General features: G+C 63.1%; 18 protein-coding genes. 13 read left to right on the forward strand and 5 right to left on the reverse strand.

Annotated features, from left to right (window positions below):
* Positions 1–292 precede the first annotated feature (292 nt).
* The 3 genes from AC0L15_RS10570 to AC0L15_RS10580 all read left to right on the forward strand — a co-directional run bounded on the left by AC0L15_RS10570 (position 293) and on the right by AC0L15_RS10580 (position 1,724).
* Entirely contained in the window at positions 293–811 is a 519-nt protein-coding gene (locus AC0L15_RS10570; RefSeq protein WP_287249484.1) for an RrF2 family transcriptional regulator, read from the forward strand.
* 11 nt (positions 812–822) lie between these two features.
* The gene (locus AC0L15_RS10575) at positions 823–1,281 is read left to right on the forward strand and encodes a carboxymuconolactone decarboxylase family protein (protein ID WP_287249486.1); all 459 of its coding nucleotides are present in this window, start codon (positions 823–825) and stop codon (positions 1,279–1,281) included.
* Positions 1,282–1,346: 65 nt separating this feature from the next.
* Positions 1,347–1,724, forward strand: a complete 378-nt coding sequence (locus AC0L15_RS10580) for a DoxX family protein (RefSeq protein ID WP_287228200.1) — start codon at positions 1,347–1,349, stop codon at positions 1,722–1,724.
* 81 nt (positions 1,725–1,805) lie between these two features.
* On the opposite strand, the gene AC0L15_RS10585 is transcribed toward AC0L15_RS10580, so the two are convergent.
* A complete protein-coding gene (locus AC0L15_RS10585; RefSeq protein ID WP_287249488.1) occupies positions 1,806–2,435 on the reverse strand; it encodes a TetR family transcriptional regulator C-terminal domain-containing protein in 630 nt (209 codons plus the stop codon).
* Between the two features lie 254 nt (positions 2,436–2,689).
* Between AC0L15_RS10585 and aptA the strand changes: the two genes are divergently transcribed.
* From aptA to hydA, 4 genes are all read left to right on the forward strand, one after another.
* Entirely contained in the window at positions 2,690–4,018 is a 1,329-nt protein-coding gene (gene aptA, locus AC0L15_RS10590) for an omega-aminotransferase AptA (protein ID WP_023798690.1), read from the forward strand.
* Positions 4,019–4,130: 112 nt separating this feature from the next.
* Positions 4,131–4,568, forward strand: a complete 438-nt coding sequence (locus AC0L15_RS10595; RefSeq protein WP_473496303.1) for an endonuclease domain-containing protein — start codon at positions 4,131–4,133, stop codon at positions 4,566–4,568.
* Positions 4,569–4,578: 10 nt separating this feature from the next.
* Positions 4,579–5,829 (forward strand): Zn-dependent hydrolase, encoded by a 1,251-nt coding sequence (locus AC0L15_RS10600; protein ID WP_287249493.1) that lies wholly within the window; start codon positions 4,579–4,581, stop codon positions 5,827–5,829.
* A 64-nt stretch (positions 5,830–5,893) separates the two neighbouring features.
* The gene (gene hydA / locus AC0L15_RS10605; RefSeq protein ID WP_287249494.1) at positions 5,894–7,345 is read left to right on the forward strand and encodes a dihydropyrimidinase; all 1,452 of its coding nucleotides are present in this window, start codon (positions 5,894–5,896) and stop codon (positions 7,343–7,345) included.
* A 77-nt stretch (positions 7,346–7,422) separates the two neighbouring features.
* On the opposite strand, the gene AC0L15_RS10610 is transcribed toward hydA, so the two are convergent.
* Positions 7,423–7,827: a cupin domain-containing protein gene (locus AC0L15_RS10610; RefSeq protein ID WP_027153830.1), complete on the reverse strand. Its 405-nt coding sequence runs from the start codon at positions 7,825–7,827 to the stop codon at positions 7,423–7,425.
* A 110-nt stretch (positions 7,828–7,937) separates the two neighbouring features.
* Here AC0L15_RS10610 and AC0L15_RS10615 point away from each other — a divergent pair, with 110 nt between their 5' ends.
* From AC0L15_RS10615 to AC0L15_RS10640, 6 genes are all read left to right on the forward strand, one after another.
* Positions 7,938–8,729: an ABC transporter ATP-binding protein gene (locus tag AC0L15_RS10615; RefSeq protein WP_287237206.1), complete on the forward strand. Its 792-nt coding sequence runs from the start codon at positions 7,938–7,940 to the stop codon at positions 8,727–8,729.
* 111 nt (positions 8,730–8,840) lie between these two features.
* Complete coding sequence (locus AC0L15_RS10620) at positions 8,841–9,359, forward strand: endonuclease domain-containing protein (RefSeq protein WP_473496304.1); 519 nt, start codon at positions 8,841–8,843, stop codon at positions 9,357–9,359.
* On the forward strand, positions 9,359–10,237 hold the full coding sequence (locus AC0L15_RS10625) for an ABC transporter permease (RefSeq protein ID WP_023798697.1): 879 nt from the start codon (positions 9,359–9,361) through the stop codon (positions 10,235–10,237). The genes AC0L15_RS10620 and AC0L15_RS10625 overlap by 1 nt, the downstream gene beginning before the upstream one ends.
* The gene (locus AC0L15_RS10630; protein ID WP_287249498.1) at positions 10,234–11,370 is read left to right on the forward strand and encodes an ABC transporter permease; all 1,137 of its coding nucleotides are present in this window, start codon (positions 10,234–10,236) and stop codon (positions 11,368–11,370) included. The genes AC0L15_RS10625 and AC0L15_RS10630 overlap by 4 nt, the downstream gene beginning before the upstream one ends.
* Positions 11,371–11,452: 82 nt before the next feature.
* Positions 11,453–12,424: an ABC transporter substrate-binding protein gene (locus tag AC0L15_RS10635; RefSeq protein WP_023798699.1), complete on the forward strand. Its 972-nt coding sequence runs from the start codon at positions 11,453–11,455 to the stop codon at positions 12,422–12,424.
* Between the two features lie 171 nt (positions 12,425–12,595).
* Positions 12,596–13,045: a CHRD domain-containing protein gene (locus AC0L15_RS10640; protein ID WP_287249500.1), complete on the forward strand. Its 450-nt coding sequence runs from the start codon at positions 12,596–12,598 to the stop codon at positions 13,043–13,045.
* Positions 13,046–13,132: 87 nt separating this feature from the next.
* Here AC0L15_RS10640 and AC0L15_RS10645 read toward each other — a convergent pair whose 3' ends face one another.
* From AC0L15_RS10645 to AC0L15_RS10655, 3 genes are all read right to left on the reverse strand, one after another.
* A complete protein-coding gene (locus AC0L15_RS10645; protein ID WP_287249502.1) occupies positions 13,133–14,782 on the reverse strand; it encodes a thiamine pyrophosphate-binding protein in 1,650 nt (549 codons plus the stop codon).
* Positions 14,779–15,954, reverse strand: a complete 1,176-nt coding sequence (locus AC0L15_RS10650) for a CaiB/BaiF CoA transferase family protein (protein ID WP_287249504.1) — start codon at positions 15,952–15,954, stop codon at positions 14,779–14,781. Before AC0L15_RS10650 ends, AC0L15_RS10645 begins: the two co-directional genes overlap by 4 nt.
* Positions 15,955–16,112: 158 nt before the next feature.
* A complete protein-coding gene (locus AC0L15_RS10655) occupies positions 16,113–17,048 on the reverse strand; it encodes an alpha/beta fold hydrolase (RefSeq protein ID WP_287249505.1) in 936 nt (311 codons plus the stop codon).
* Positions 17,049–17,223 lie beyond the last annotated feature (175 nt).

A 17,223-nucleotide genomic window follows, 5' to 3' on the forward strand; every position in this document is an offset into this window, starting at 1 on the left:
GCTGCGGCGGACACGACAGGGGGAAAACTGTAACCCATGTATCCGGTTCAAAGTGTTACCCATCTATCAACTGGACAGATTGCCGCAACCTCGCCGCCCTTTTTGCACCGCCGACAATTGGCGAAATCATCGGTGATAGCGTCTTTCTCCCCGTCACTATACGGGGAGAAATGCCCGGCAGGGCAATGAGGGGCAGCGCAACCCTTTGAAAAGGAACCGTAGGCCCGGATATTCCTATTGCGGATAAAAATTATCCACGATAAGATATATCCATGAATTGGAATTCAGAAAAATGAAGCTGGGCGAGGGCGTTGAAGCGGCCATCCACTGCGCCGCCATGCTTGCCGGCGTGGAAGGCGCGTCGACCATGCCGGGTGCTGCCATGGCGGAAGCGTTCGGCCTGTCGCCAAGCTATCTGCTCAAGCATCTCAACGCGCTCACGGCGTCGGGCATCCTGGAATCGGTGCCCGGGCCATCGGGCGGTTTCCGGCTGGCGCGGCCGGCGGAGCGCATAACGCTGCTCGACATCGTGCTCGCCGTCGAAGGACGCGAACCGGCCTTCCGTTGCGGCGAAATCCGTCAGCGCGGGCCGGCCAGGCTCGATGCCTCGGCCTATGTCAAACCCTGCGGCATCAGCGTCGCGATGCTGAAGGCCGAGCGCGCCTATCGCGCCGCTCTTGCCGAGTCCCGGCTGTCCGACATCGTTGCGGAATACGTGAGCGATGCCGATCCCCGTTCAGTCGCCGCCAACTGCGCCTTTGTCGAGCGTCATCAACGACCGCAGAAATCCAGTTCAACCAAGCAAGCGTGAAGGGAAAGAGAATGAAGCAGAGGCTGCAATTCTTCGGCGCGGCGCCGGAAATCATGAAAGCGGTATCGGCGCTCAACAAGGCGGTCGACGAGTGCGGGCTCGAGGAAGGCCTGCTGCATCTGATCAAGCTGCGGGCGTCGCAGATCAATGGCTGTTCGTACTGCGTCGAGATGCACAGCCGCGAGGCGCGCCGAGATGGCGAGACCGAGCAGCGGCTCTATCTCGTCTCCGCCTGGAAGGAATCGCCGCTGTTTTCCGAGCGCGAACGTGCTGCCTTCGCCTGGACCGACGTGATGACGAAGATCGCCGACAGCGGCGTGCCGGACGATCTCTATGCTCGCACGCTTGAACACTTCTCGGAAGAGGAATTGGTCAAGCTGTCCGTCGCGATCGGCATGATCAACACCTGGAACCGGCTCTGCGTTCCCTTCCACGCCATTCATCCGGTAGCGGCGGCCAAGGCCGCCTGAGCAGACGAAACTGGATGCGCGGCCTTAACGCCCCGCGCGTCTCTTTTTGCTTTGGGATCAAGACCATGTTGTCGAATTTTGAGAATGAGATTCTGGTTGCCGCACGCCTGCTGCTTGGCGGCGCCTTTGTCTTTGCCGGCCTGCGCAACATCCAGAATGCAGGCTTCCTGACCCAGCTGATGACGACGCGAGGCGTGCCGCAGGCGCGGCTGATGCTGTGGTTGGGGATCGTCCTGCAAATCGTTTCCGGAGCGCTGGTGATATCAGGTGTCTGGACCGCTGCCGCGGCTCTGTGCCTGGTGCTGTTCCTGATGGTGGCCACGCCGATGTTCCACAATTTCTGGGATCATCAGGGCCCCGAGCGCGCGTCGCGCATCAACGGCTTTGTCGGCAACGTGGCGCTTACTGGAGGTTTCCTGGCGCTGGCGGCGCAGCCGCTTTGAAGGTTCGGTGGCCGCCTCGCGGAGGCAGCCGCCGCAGCCTCTGGCAAACGGTCTCAATCTGTCAAACCAATTGCTGAAGCTTCAGCTCTTCGGCTTCAGCCCGTCGATGAACAATTGTTCGAGAAAACTTGCAGCATCCTCGAAGCGGCCGTCGCCGCCGCGGTCGGGGCCGAGCACGGCGCGGACCTGAACGTCGAAATCGGCATAGTGCTGCGTCGTCGCCCAGATCGAGAAGATCAGGTGCCAGGGGTCGGTGGGCGCGATCTTGCCGGCGCGCATCCAGCCCTTGATGACGGCGGCCTTCTCGTCGACCAGCGTCTTCAGCTCGCCTTCCAGCATCGGCATGATGCGCGGCGCGCCCTGCAGGATCTCGTTGGCGAACAGGCGGCTTTCCTTGGGGAAATCGCGCGCCATTTCGAGCTTGCGCCTGATATAGCTGCGCAATTCGGTCAAGGGATCGCCGATGTCGTCGAGTTCGCGCAGCGGCGCCAGCCAGGTGTCGAGAAGCCGCTGCATCAGCGTCTCGTGGATGTCCTCCTTGCGGCGGAAATAGTAGAGCAGGTTCGGCTTCGACATGCCGGCGGCTTCGGCGATCTGGTCGATGGTCGAGCCGCGAAAGCCGCTGGTCGAGAACACCTCGAGCGCCGCCTCCAGGATCAGCTCGCGCTTTTCCTGCTGGATGCGGGTACGGCGAGGGGCCGGAATTTCCATGTCGGCCGTCACCGCGGCATACCATGGCTTGGAGAGCCATCTGGACCAATTCTCTGGACCAGTTTTTCTCCGGCCTGTGGAGCGCGCCTCAGCTGCCGCATTTCCGCTAGTAATCCCTTGACCGCCGACAGGGCGGTGCTAACGTTTGTCCAATCGGTCAAAATTTGCGTAGCACGAAAACGCAGCAGAGACCAAGTGTCGGGAAGACCAAGCGTTAGCCGCACCGAAACAGGTTACAAGGGGAAGTCTTGGTCATGTCCAACCGGCTGAAAGTCACGCCGAACGATCTCAGCGCATTCTGGATGCCGTTCACGGCAAACCGGCAGTTCAAGCAGGCGCCGCGCATGATGGTGTCCGCCAAGGACATGCATTACACGACGAGCGACGGCCGCACGGTTTTAGACGGCACCGCCGGCCTGTGGTGCGTCAATGCCGGCCACTGCCGGCCGAAGATCACCGAGGCGATCCAGAGCCAGGCCGCAGAGCTCGACTATGCGCCGGCGTTCCAGATGGGTCACCCGATCGTCTTCGAACTGGCGAACCGTTTGGTCGACCTGGCGCCGGAGGGCATGGACCACGTGTTCTTCACCAATTCCGGATCGGAATCGGTCGAGACCGCGCTGAAGATGGCGATCGCCTATCACCGCGCCAGAGGCGAGGGCTCGCGCACCCGCCTGATCGGCCGCGAGCGCGGCTATCACGGCGTCAATTTCGGCGGCATCTCGGTCGGCGGCATCGTCACCAACCGCAAGATGTTCGGCACGCTGCTCGGCGGCGTCGACCACATGCCGCACACCCACCTGCCGGAGAAGAATTCGTTCACCAAGGGCGTGCCCGAGCATGGCGCGGAACTGGCCAACGAGTTGGAGCGCATCGTCGCGCTGCACGACGCCTCGACCATCGCGGCCGTCATCGTCGAGCCGGTGGCGGGTTCCACCGGCGTCATCCTGCCGCCGAAGGGCTATCTCGAGAGGCTGCGCGAGATTTGCACCAAGCACGGAATCCTTTTGATCTTCGACGAGGTCATCACCGGCTTCGGCCGTCTCGGCACGCCGTTTGCCGCCGACTATTTCGGCGTCACGCCCGACATCATGACCACCGCCAAGGGCGTCTCCAACGGCGTCATCCCGATGGGCGCGGTGTTCGTCAAGAAGGAAATCCACGACGCCTTCATGACCGGCCCCGAGCATATGATCGAGTTCTTCCACGGCTACACCTATTCGGGCAATCCGATCGCCTGTGCGGCGGCGCTGGGCACGCTCGATACCTATAAGGAAGAGGGCCTGCTCACCCGCGGCCAGGAACTGGCGCCGTATTGGGAAGACGCGCTGCATTCGCTGAAGGGCGAGCCGAACGTCATCGACATCAGAAACATCGGCCTGATCGGTGCGATCGAGCTGGCGCCGATTCCCGGCAGTCCGACCAAGCGTGCCTTCTCGGCTTTTGTGAAAGCGTTCGAGCGCGGCGCGCTGATCCGCACCACCGGCGACATCATCGCGCTGTCGCCGCCGCTGATCATCACCAAGGGCCAGATCAACGAATTGATCGACCATGTGCGTGAAGTGCTGAGGGCGGTGGATTGAGAAACGCGGCGCAGCTTTCCCTCCCCCTTGAGGGGAGGGTGGCCGCGAAGCGGCCGGGTGGGGTCGGTGCGGCAGTGCGCCGACCTGATCTCTTGCTGTGAGGACGCTTCTGATGCCCCGTACCCGCGTGAGCTTCGAAATGCGTCAAAAGGCGCGCGCGCTTCGAGTTCATGCAACCAAGGGCGAATCTTTGCTTTGGAATGAACTGCGCGAGCTGAAATCGGCCGGCATCAAGTTCCGCCGTCAGTGCCCAATCGGGCCTTACATCGTCGACTTCGCTTGCCTCGCGGTAAAGCTGGTCGTGGAAGTCGATGGCGATCTGCACGAGCAGGAACGAGGCAAGCGGCACGATGCTGTCCGTGATGCCTATTTGCGATCGCTCGGGTTCGATGTCTTTCGCGTTGATGAGCCTGATGTCATAAACAGCGCATGGCATGTCGCGCAGGTGGTCAAGGAGAAGGTCGCGCGCATGTTCGGTGACCCCACCCGACCGCTTCGCGGCCACCCTCCCCTCAAGGGGGAGGGGACGCCGGCGTGCCGCAATCGATGAGGTTTTAGAAATGGCCGCTCCGGGCGAGAATCTGCGAATCAATTCAGACCGTTTGTGGGATTCGATAATGGAGATGGCGAAGATCGGCCCCGGCGTTGCCGGCGGCAACAATCGCCAGACGTTGACCGACGCGGACGGCGAGGGGCGGCAGCTGTTCAAGCGCTGGTGCGAGGCGACTGGACTTGAAATGGGCCTCGACGAGATGGGCACGATGTTTGCCCGCCGCGAGGGCACCGACCCCGATCTGCCGCCGGTCTATGTCGGCAGCCATCTCGACACCCAGCCGACCGGCGGCAAGTATGACGGCGTGCTCGGCGTTCTTGGCGGCCTTGAGATCGTACGCTCGCTCAACGAGCTCGGCATCAAGACAAAACATCCGATCGTCGTCACCAACTGGACCAACGAGGAAGGCGCGCGCTTTGCGCCGGCGATGATGGCATCCGGCGTGTTCGCCGGCGTCCTCGACCAAGCCGACGTCTACGAACATGTCGACAAGGACGGCAAGAAGTTCGGCGAGGAGCTCGAACGCATCGGCTGGAAAGGCAGCGAGAAAGTCGGTGAGCGCAAGATCCACGCCTTCTTCGAGCTGCATATCGAGCAGGGCCCGATCCTCGAGGACGAGGGCATCGACATCGGCGTAGTCACCCATGGCCAGGGATTGAAATGGCTGCAGGTGACGCTGACCGGCAAGGAGGCGCATACCGGCTCGACGCCGATGCCGAAGCGCCGCAATGCTGGGCTCGGCATGGCGCGGGTGATCGAACTGGTGCACGAGATCGCCATGGACTACCAGCCCGACGCCGTCGGCGCGGTCGGCCACATGGAGGTCTATCCGAACTCGCGCAACATCATCGCCGGCCGCACCATGTTCACCATCGACATCCGCTCACCGGAAAAGGAAGTGCTCGACGCCATGGACGGGCGCATCCGCGAAGGCATCGACACGATCTGCGAAGCGCTCGACATCAAATATCAAATCGACCAGGTCGGCCATTTCGATCCGGTGACTTTCGATCCGGGCTGCGTCAAGGCAGTGCGGGATGCGGCCGAGCGCTTGGGTTATACGCATCGCAGCATCGTCTCCGGCGCCGGCCACGACGCCTGCTGGATCAACCGCGTCGCGCCGACGGCAATGGTGATGTGCCCCTGCGTCGACGGGCTCAGCCACAACGAGGCCGAGGAAATCACCAAGGAATGGGCGGCGGCCGGCGCCGATGTGCTGTTCCACGCGGTGGTGGAGACAGCTGTCATCGTGGGGTGAGCTAGAAACCAAGATTCCGAACGTCGCTCACCAAGAAGCGCGAAGAGAACAAGGGAACAAAAAAATGTCCAAAGTCATCAAGAACGGCACCATCGTCACCGCCGATCGAAGCTGGAAGGCCGACGTGCTGTTCAAGCACGGCAAGATCATCGCCATCGGGCCGGACCTGCATGGCGATCACGAGTTCGACGCCACCGGCTGCTACGTGATGCCGGGCGGCATCGATCCGCACACCCATCTCGAAATGCCGTTCATGGGCACCTATTCGGCCGACGATTTCGAGAGCGGCACCCGCGCCGCGCTTGCCGGCGGCACCACCATGGTTGTCGATTTCTGTCTGCCGGCGCCGCAGCAGTCGCTGCTCGAGGCCTTGCAGATGTGGGACAACAAGACCTCGAAAGCCTCCTGCGACTATTCCTTCCACATGGCGATCACCTGGTGGGGCAAGCAGGTGTTCGACGAGATGGCCACCGTCGTCGACAAGGGCATCACCTCGTTCAAGCACTTCATGGCCTACAAGGGCGCGCTGATGGTCGACGACGACGAGATGTATTCGTCGTTCCAGCGCTGCGCCGACCTTGGCGCGCTGCCGCTGGTCCATGCCGAGAATGGCGACGTGGTGGCGGCGCTGTCGCAGAAGCTGCTGGCCGCCGGCAATAACGGCCCCGAAGGGCACGCTTATTCGCGGCCGCCGGAAGTGGAAGGCGAGGCGACCAACCGCGCCATCATGATCGCCGACATGGCCGGCGTGCCGCTCTATGTCGTGCATGTCTCCTGCGAGCAGGCGCACGAAGCCATTCGCCGGGCGCGGCAGAAGGGCATGCGGGTGTTCGGCGAGCCGCTGATCCAGCATCTGACGCTCGACGAGAGCGAATATTTCAACAAGGACTGGGACCATGCGGCGCGCCGCGTGATGAGCCCGCCGTTCCGCAACAAACTGCACCAGGATTCGCTGTGGGCCGGCCTGCAGGCCGGATCGCTGCAAGTGGTGGCGACCGACCATTGCGCCTTCACCACCAGCCAGAAGCGCAACGGTGTCGGCGATTTCACCAAGATCCCGAACGGCACCGGCGGGCTTGAGGACCGCTTGCCGGTGCTGTGGACGACGGGCGTCAACACCGGCCGGCTCACGATGAACGAATTCGTCGCGGTGACCTCGACCAACATCGCCAAAATCCTCAACATGTATCCGAAGAAGGGCGCCATCGTCGAAGGCGCCGACGCCGACATCCTCGTCTGGGACCCGAAGCGCAAGAAGCCGATCACCTCCAAGAAGCAGCAGTCGGTGATCGACTACAACGTCTTCGAAGGTTTCGAGGTGACCGGCCTGCCGCGCTTCGTCTTTTCGCGCGGCGAATTGTCGATCCAGGAGAACGAGGTCAAGGCGAAGCCCGGCCATGGCGAGTTCGTCGCTCGCGAGCCGAATGCCGCGGTCAACCGGGCGCTGTCGACCTGGAAGGAAATTTCCGCGCCGCGCAAGGTGGAACGATCAGGCATTCCGGCGACCGGGGTGTGAGCTTGCGCGGGTTTGTCGAAGTCGGCGCCGCCCCTCAGGGGCAGCGCAAACCTGAAGCGATTGCACTGAAGCCGGCCTCAGGCGACCAGCCCATCCAGTTGCGGCAGCAGCACGACGCTTTCCTGTTCGTTGGGATCGGTGCGGGCGATGACCGCCGAGGCCGGGCTGTCGCTCAGATTGGCCGGCAGATGCGGCACGCCGGCGGGAATGTAGAAGAGGTCGCCGGCCTTGGCCACGGTCTGCTGCTCGAGCCGATCGCCATACCAGGTATGGACCTCGCCGGAGAGCACATAGATCGCCGTCTCATGGCTTTCGTGCATATGCGCCTTGGCGCGGGCACCGGGCGGCATGGTGAGCAGGTGCATGCAGATGCCGGTAGAGCCGACCGTCTCGGCGGCGATGCCGGTGAAATAACTCAATCCCTGCTTGCCTTCATAAGAGCCTTCGGGGCGGATAAGATGGCAGGTGGGTTTGGACGACATCGGGCAAACTCTCGATCGAGTGGGACAAGATAAGTGGAAAGCAGCATTTTGGCAAAAGCAACGGGAGTGCGGCCGGCGCGGCGGCGGTGCGAAAAGCCAGGCTGCGGCCTATGACCGGACAGTCGCCAGCCGTCGTTTCGGCAAGCAAGCTCGGCCTGACCTTCCAGACCAGCGACGGTCCGGTGCAGGCGCTGTCGGATGTCGACCTGACCATCGGCAAGGGCGAATTCGTCTCCTTCATCGGGCCGTCCGGTTGCGGCAAGACGACCTTGCTGCGGGTCATCGCCGATCTCGAGAAACCGACATCGGGAAGCATCTCCGTCAATGGCGTGACGCCGGAGCAGGCGCGCGAAAACCGCGCCTATGGCTATGTCTTCCAGGCGGCCGCACTTTATCCGTGGCGCACGATCGAGCGCAATGTGGCGCTGCCGCTGGAGATCATGGGCCTGTCGAAGGCAGAGCAGGCGGCGCGCATCAAGCGCACGCTCGATCTCGTCAACCTGGCCGGCTTCGAGCAGAAATACCCGTGGCAGCTTTCCGGCGGCATGCAGCAGCGTGCCTCGATCGCGCGGGCGCTGGCGTTCGATGCCGATCTTCTGTTGATGGACGAGCCGTTCGGCGCGCTGGACGAGATCGTGCGCGACCACCTCAACGAACAGCTGCTGGAGCTTTGGGATCGGACCAACAAGACCATCTGCTTCGTCACCCATTCCATTCCCGAGGCGGTCTACCTGTCGACGCGGATCATAGTCATGTCGCCGCGCCCGGGCCGCGTCAGCGATGTCATCGAATCGACGCTGCCGAAAAAGCGGCCGCTCGACATTCGCGAGACGCCGGAGTTTTTGGCGATCGCGGCGCGGGTGCGTGACGGGCTCAGGGCAGGGCACAGCTATGAGGATTGAGCGGGATGGGCTCTCTCCTCTCCCCGACGGTGCCAGCGGGCCCACCCATGCCTTCGTCATCCTAGGGCGGAGCAAGGAGCGAAGCGACGCGGCGCAGGGCAGGGCACAGCTATGAGGATTGGGCGGGATGGGCTCCCTCCTCTCCCCGACGGGGAGAGGGTGGCCGGAGCGAAGCGGAGGTCGGGTGAGGGGGCGGCGCCGACAGATCCGACCAAAAGAAGTGCCGGGGCAACCGCTCGCGCTCGAAAGCTGCGGGTCGACGAAACCGAGGCTGAGTACCGACTTCGGGGGGATCTGAGAGGACGTCATCTCAACGGCTACAAATTTGTGAGGCAAGTGCCGCTTGGACCTTTCATCGCGGATTTCGTTTGTCGCGAGAAGGGTCTGATTGTCGAACTCGATGGCAGCCAGCATGCGGATTCACCAACCGACCCCGCCAGGACGGCCTGGCTGAATGGGCATGGTTATTCCGTTCTCCGGTTCTGGAACCATGAAGTTTTGGCCGAGCGCCGAGCGGTCCTTGATACGATCCTGGCTTGCCTCGACGGAAAGATTTCTACCCCCTCACCCGGCCTCCGCTTCGCTCCGGCCACCCTCTCCCCGTTGGGGAGAGGAGGGGAGCTTCGCTGATGGACTCCTTTCGCGACAAGATCGTTCCGGTGACCTCGATCCTCGCAGGCGTGGTGGTCGTCTGGTATGTTTTCGCCGTCATCCTCAACGCGCCGTTCCAGCGCGATCTCGACCGCCGTGCCGGCGAGACGCCGGGGATCGTGGAGTTCATCGGCAAGACGATGGCGCAGCCGAAGCCGACACTGCCGGCGCCGCATCAGGTGGCGGTGAATTTCTTCGAGAACACGTTTCTGCGCAAGGTCACCAGCAATCGCAGCCTTGTCTACAATGCCTGGGTGACGCTGTCCTCGACGCTGCTCGGCTTCGCTTTCGGCACGGCGCTCGGCATCCTGATTGCCGTCGGCATCGTCCATGTGGCGACGCTCGACCGCAGCCTGATGCCGTGGATCATCGCCTCGCAGACCATTCCGATCCTGGCGGTGGCGCCGATGATCATCGTCGTGCTGGCGGCGATCGGCGTTACCGGCCTGATCCCGAAGGCGCTGATCTCGACCTATCTGTCGTTCTTCCCGGTGGCGGTCGGCATGGTCAAGGGGCTGCGTTCGCCCGAACTCACCCATCTCGACCTGATGCACACCTACAATGCCAGCCCCTCGCAGACCTTCTGGAAGTTGCGGGTGCCGGCATCGGTGCCGTTCCTGTTCACCTCGATGAAGGTGGCGGTGGCCGCCAGCCTGGTCGGCGCCATCGTCGGTGAACTGCCGACCGGTGCCGTCGCCGGCATCGGCGCCAAGCTGCTCGCCGGCGCCTATTACAGCCAGACCATCGATATCTGGTCGGCGCTGGTGGCGGGCTCGGTGGTGGCGGCCCTTTTGGTGATGGTGGTCGGCATAGCCGGGCGCCTCGTCGACCGCGCCATGGGCGGGAGGCCGGCATGAGCGATCTCCTGAGCCTTTCGTCGATCACCCCCCGCTCGTGGCAAGGGTATGCCTCGCTTGTCCTTCTTGCCGGCGCGCTGCTTCTTTGGCCGCTTGTCGATGCGGCGCCCGGCTACGGTGTCGGTACTGCGGCTTTGATTTTCTTGTTGCTGCTCCTGGCAATTGGGGCCGATAATTTCCCGCCGGCAATTGGGGTGGTGTTGCTCTTCCTTGGCGCGCATGGCGCAGCGTGGCTGCTGCTCGCCGGCATAACCGGCAATGAGGGCACCGCCCCCGCGTCGTTCTATCTGCTGCTTGCCGCGGCATGGCTCCTGGCCTGGCGCTGCGTGACGGTGCTGTCCGCGCTTCGCCCGGCCTCGCGCTGGGCGGCGACCGCTTTGAGGCTGATCATTCCGGCGATCTTCGGCGCCTGGATCCTGATCATCTGGGAGGCGGTGACGCGCGGCGCCGGCATTCCCTTCATCCTGCTGCCGCCGCCAAGCGCCATCGGCGTGCGCATCGCCAATTCGCTGCCGGTGCTGGCGGCCGACGTGCGGCAGACCATCTTCAAGGCGGTGATCTTCGGCTACATCGTTGGCAGCGGTGCCGGCTTCCTTGCCGCCATCGCGGCCGACCGCGTGCCGTTCCTGCGCCGCGGGCTTTTGCCGATCGGCAATATGGTGTCGGCGCTGCCGATCATCGGCGTAGCGCCGATCATGGTCATGTGGTTCGGCTTCGACTGGCAGTCGAAGGCCGCCGTCGTCATCATCATGACCTTCTTCCCGATGCTGGTGAACACGGTCGCCGGGCTTGCTGCCTCCGGCCATATGGAACGCGACCTGATGCGCACCTATGCGTCGAGCTACTGGCAGACGCTGTTCAAGCTGCGGTTGCCGGCGGCAGCGCCCTTCATCTTCAACGCGCTGAAGATCAATTCGACGCTGGCGCTGATCGGCGCCATCGTCGCGGAGTTCTTCGGCACGCCGGTGGTCGGCATGGGATTCCGGATTTCGACCGAAGTCGGACGGATGAATATCGACATGGTCTGGGCCGAAATCGCAGTTGCAGCACTTGCGGGTTCGGTCTTTTATGGCGTGGTCGCTCTTTTCGAGAGAGCAGTCACGTTTTGGCATCCCTCCGTCCGTGGTGGATAGGGCGGTGGCGGGTTTGGAATCAGGGTTGGATTGAAGGTCCTGGTCCTAAAAGGGTGAACACTTAACTCCAGAGGGTAAAAGCATGAAAAGACTTGTTGTTTCGATGCTGGCCGGCGCGATGTCGCTTGCCGCGTTCCAGGCGATGGCCGCAGACAAGGTGACGCTGCAGCTGAAATGGGTCACACAGGCCCAGTTCGCCGGCTACTACGTCGCCAAGGACAAGGGTTTTTATGAGGCCGAGGGCCTCGACGTCGAGATCAAGCCGGGCGGTCCCGATATCGCGCCCGAGCAGGTGATCGCCGGTGGCGGCGCCGACGTCATCGTCGACTGGATGGGCGGCGCGCTGGCCGCACGCGAAAAGGGCGTGCCGCTGGTCAATATCGCCCAGCCGTTCAAGAAGGCCGGCATGCAGCTGGTCTGCCCGAAGGACGGCCCGGTCAAGACCGAGGCCGACTTCAAGGGCCATACGCTCGGCGTCTGGTTCTTCGGCAACGAGTATCCGTTCTACGCCTGGATGAACAAGCTCGGCCTGAAGACCGACGGCGGCCCGGATGGCGTCACCGTGCTGAAGCAGAGTTTCGACGTGCAGCCGCTGATCCAGAAGCAGGCGGATTGCATTTCGGTCATGACCTACAACGAATACTGGCAGCTCATCGATGCCGGCTACAAGCCGGAAGAGCTGATCGTGTTCAACTACTCGGCCATGGGCAACGACCTGCTTGAGGACGGGCTCTATGCCCTGGAGGACAAGCTCAAGGATCCGGCCTTCGAGGACAAGATGGTGCGTTTCGTGCGCGCCTCGATGAAGGGCTGGAAATACGCCGTCGACAATTCCGACGAGGCGGCCGGCATCGTCATGGACAATGGCGGCCAGGACGAGAACCACCAGAAGCGAATGATGGGCGAAGTCGCCAAGCTGATCGACAATGCCGACGGCAAGCTCGACCCGGCGACCTACGCGCGCACCGCCAAGGCGTTGCTCGACCAGAAGATCATCACCAAGGAGCCGACCGGCGCCTACACGACCGCTATCACCGACAAGGCCATCAAGTAAGGGCCATCAACCGGGGCCTCTGGGGCCCGCAATTCGAAAAAAAGGGGACGGGCGACCGCCCCTTTTTTTGGCATGTAAAATAGCCGTTACCGGTGGAAACATCCGCTCGCCACAACCGTTGTTCCAGTGCATCCTGCTTCAGCGGATGTCATCGCCACAACGGAGAATTCCATGCGCATGCAATCCTTCTCGCCGATGCTTTCGGCGCTGGCCGTTTCGGCTGCCTTCCTGTGCGGTTCACCGGCCTTGGCCGACATGATGAAGATGAAGGCGACGCTCGATGGCGCTCAGCAGAATCCACCTGTCACCACGGAGGGCAAAGGCGAGGCCACTCTCGGCTTCAACACCGACACGAAACAGCTAACCTGGAACGTGATGTATTCAGGTCTCAGTGGACCGGCGACGGCCGGACATATTCACGGTCCGGCAGCAAAGGGTGAAAATGCCGACGTCGTCGTCCCGTTCAAGGGCGCTGCGAAAAGCCCGTTCAAGGGGGCCGCGATCCTGACCGACGCGCAGGCTGCCGACCTGATGGCCGGCAAATACTACATCAACATCCATACGGCGGCCCACAAGGACGGCGAGATTCGCGGGCAGATCGAGAAGGCGGCGACGATGTAGCGCAGCGGCGCCCCGGCGGAGTGCTGCATTAGCCTGTCGAAGTTTGCGGGAAAGCGCTGCGAAGGAACTCGGCCTATGCCTCTGCGCTCACGACCTGTCCCGTATCTGGGTCATCGTCCGGGTCGGCGTGATCGCCTCGGGGTCGAGCCTGATCTCGACGATCGACGGCTTGCCGCTGGCGCGGGCGCGTTCGAAGGCCGGCGCGAAGTCGGCCGTCTTCTCGACGATTTCGCCATGGCCGCCATAGGCGCGGGCGAGCGCCGCGAAGTCGGGATTTTTCAGGTCGGTGGCGACGACGCGGCCGGGATATTCGCGCTCCTGGTGCATGCGGATGGTCCCGTAGATGCCATTGTTGACGACGACGACGATGATCGGCAGATCGTACTGCACGGCGGTGGCGAATTCCTGGCCGTTCATCAGGAAGCAGCCGTCGCCGGCAAAGGCGATCACATCGCGCTCGGGGAACAGTTCCTTGGCAGCGACCGCTGCCGGCGTGCCGTAGCCCATCGAGCCGGAGGTCGGTGCTGCCTGCGTGGCAAAGCGGCGGGAACGGTGGAAGCGGTGCACCCAGGTGGCGTAGTTGCCGGCGCCGTTGGTGAGGATGGCGTCGTCGGGCAGCATTTTTTCGAGATAGTTCATGATCGGCCCCATCTGGACGGCGCCGGGGCCGCTTTCGGGCGGTGTCGACCAGTCGAGATAGGCGGCGTGCAGCTTCGGTGTTTCATCCGCCCAGACTGGTGTGGCGGCCGGCTTGCGCCCAGCAAAGGCTTCGACGAAGGCGGACGGCGAGGCGTTGATCGCCAGCGTCGGCCGGTAGACACGGCCGAGCTCGCCGGCGTCGGCATGGACATGGACCAGCAACTGGTCGGGATAGGGGCTCTTGAGCAGCGTGTAGTCGGAGGACGGCATCTCGCCCATGCGGCCGCCGATCAGCAGCACGATGTCGGCCTGGTTGATGGCGGTCGCCAGCTTCGGGTTGATGCCGATGCCGACATCGCCGGCATAGTTCGGGTGGAGATGATCGAACAGCATCTGGCGGCGGAAGGAACAGCCGACCGGCAGGGACCAGGTTTCGGCGATCGTCCGCATCCGCGCGACGGCCTCCGCATCCCAGCGCGTGCCGCCGAGGATGACGAAGGGGCGCTTTGCCTTGTTGAGAAGCTTTTCCAGAGCATCGAGCTCGGCCTCGCCCGGCCGCGTTTCGACAGGCGTGTGGGGCAGGGCGGCCGGCGCTTCGGCCAGGCTGGTCAGCATGTCTTCCGGCAGCGAGATGACGACCGGGCCGGGACGGCCGGATGTCGCCACCGCGAAGGCGCGGGTGACGAATTCGGGAATGCGCGCGGCGTCGTCGATCTCGACGACCCATTTGGCGATGTCGCCGAAGAACCTGACGTAGTCGACCTCTTGAAAAGCCTCGCGCTGCTTGGCGTGGCTGGCGACCTGTCCGATGAACAGGATGACGGGCACCGAATCCTGCATGGCGATGTGGATGCCGGCCGAGGCGTTGGTGGCGCCGGGGCCGCGGGTGACGAAGCAGATGCCTGGCTTGCCGGTCAGGCGGCCATGGCAGTCGGCCATCATCGCAGCACCGCCCTCCTGGCGGCAGACGATGGTGCGGATCGGCGAGTCGTGCAGCGCGTCGAGCACCGCAAGGTAGGATTCGCCGGGCACGCAATAGATACGGTCCGTTCCGTTGGCTTCGAGCGCATCGACAATCAGTTGTCCGCCGGTCTTCATTTTCCTGACCTCTCCAGTTCGGCAAGCATTTCTTCGGTGTGTTCGCCGAGACGCGGCGAGGGCCGTTCATAGACCAGCGGCGTGCCCGACATGACCATCGGCGCGCGCACCGAGGGCAACAGATTGCCATGGCCGTCGTCGAGGTCGAGCCGCATGCCGCGCGCGATGGTCTGCGGGTCGGCGAACATCTCGCCGATCGTGTTGATCGGGCTGGCAGGCACGCCTGCCGCCTCCAGCCTGGCCAGCAGCGGATCGCGATCGAAGGTTTTCAGCGCCTCGATCATATGCTCGCGCAGCGCCGCCCGGTTGGAGACCCGGGCGGGATTGGTGGCGAAATTGGCGTTCGATGGCAGGTTGTCCAACCCGACGGCGGCGCAGAATTTGGCGAACTGGCCGTCATTGCCGATGGCCAGGATGATGTGGCCGTCCTTCACCGGCACCACTTCGTAGGGCGCGATATTCATATGCGCGTTGCCCATCTGCACCGGCGATTTTCCCGAGACCAGATAGTTGAGGTTCTGGTTGCCGAGCGCCGAGATCTGGCTGTCGTAGAGCGCCATGTCGATATGCTGGCCTTCGCCGGTCTTCTCGGCATGGCGAAGTGCGGCCTGGATGGCGATCACCGAATAGAGGCCGGTGAAAATGTCCGAAATGGCGACACCCGCCTTTTGCGGCTCGCGGCCAGCCTCGCCGGTGATCGACATCATGCCGGCCATGCCCTGGATGATGAAGTCATAGCCGGCGCGTGGCGCATAGGGTCCGTCCTGGCCGAAGCCGGTGATCGAGCAATAGATCAGCCGGGGGTTGATATTGCGCAAGCTGTCATGATCGAGCCCGTATTTCTTCAGCCCGCCGAGCTTGAAGTTCTCGATCAGCACGTCCGATGTCGCGGCCAGTCGGCGCACTGTCTCGGCGCCCTCGGGCGTCGAGAAATCGATGGCGATGGAGCGCTTGCCGCGATTGCAGGAATGGTAGTAGGCGGCCGAAAGGTTTTCGCCGTCATGGCTCATGACGAAGGGCGGACCCCATTTGCGGGTATCGTCGCCGCCATCAGGGCTCTCGACCTTGATCACGTCGGCGCCGAGATCGGCAAGCAATTGCCCTGCCCACGGCCCGGCCAGGATGCGGGCGAGTTCGATTACGCGGATGCCTTTCAGCGGAGGCTCGGTCATGGATCACCGTGATTGATCGAAAGCGCAGGCTCTGGTTTTCTTTTTATGCATGTCCTTATCCCAAAACCGCTGCGCACTTTTGGGCAACATGCACTATCAATCCCGCGTGCCGAAGTCACGGCTCTTGCAATGGGCCAACCGGACCGTGCCAATCTCGATCAGGCTTGTTTCAGCACGCTGTCGGCCCATGCGGCGAAATCGTCCATGATGATATTTCGATTCACCTCGTTCAGGCTTTCGTGGCGGGTCTCGGCGTAAACCTTTGAAACGAGATTCGAAAAGCCCATCCTGTGCAGGCGCCCAGCGAGATGGCTGACCGCCTTGCCACGGTCGGTAGCAGGATCCTTTTCGCCGCCGACCAGGCAGATCGGCAGGGTCTTGCGGATGCCGGAAAAATTAGCGTCGTCGGCGCCGTCGAAGACAAAGCCGAACAGGTCGCGCCACATCGACACCGACGCATCCCAGCCGCACAGCGGATCGGCGATGTATTTGTCGACTTCCGCCGCGTCGTGCGACAGCCAGTCGAACGGAGTGCGGTGACCGGGGACGGCCTTGCCCCAGGCCTGGAAGGTCAGTCTCGGCAGCATGCGCGACGGCACGTCGGAGCCGAGCCGGAATTTTTCCCAGGCCAGGATGACTTGCGCTGCACGGCCGGCGAGCCCGGCGGATAAATTGGCGTTCCAGATGGCGGCGGCGTGCAGCCGGTTCGAATGATGAAGCATGAAATTCAGCGCGACGAGGCCGCCCATGGAATGGCCGAAGATGATGACGGGCAGGCCGGGATGGTCGCCGGCGATCAGGTCGTGCACGGCAGCGACATCGGCGATGACCTTGGCGCCGCCATCCACTTTGGCGAATGTGCCGAGCGGAGCGTCTGGCGCCTTGGTGGCGCCATGGCCGCGATGGTCATGGGCATAGACGTGGAAGCCGCACTCGCCCAGAAAGGTAGCGAAGCGGACATAGCGCGCGGCATGTTCGGCCAGTCCGTGATTGATCTGGACGACCGCACGCGGGCGGCCCTCGGCGCGTTTCACGTAAAGGTTGAGCTCGGCGCCGGTCGGCGATCGCAGCACGCGCTGCTGGCTGAATGACATTGTCGCTTCGTCTCCAACGCGTCTTTAGCGCCTGCGAACGTTTGTGTGCGCCGACGCCGGTTTTGCGTCAATCCGTTCGCGGTGTTTTGCAGCGCTGTTCTTGCGTCGCAACGCGGGTATCGCAATTCTGACATGGAGAATTTGCTACCCAGAGAGGGCGGCAGTCTGTTGCCCA

This window comes from Mesorhizobium sp. WSM4846 (genome assembly GCF_055811415.1).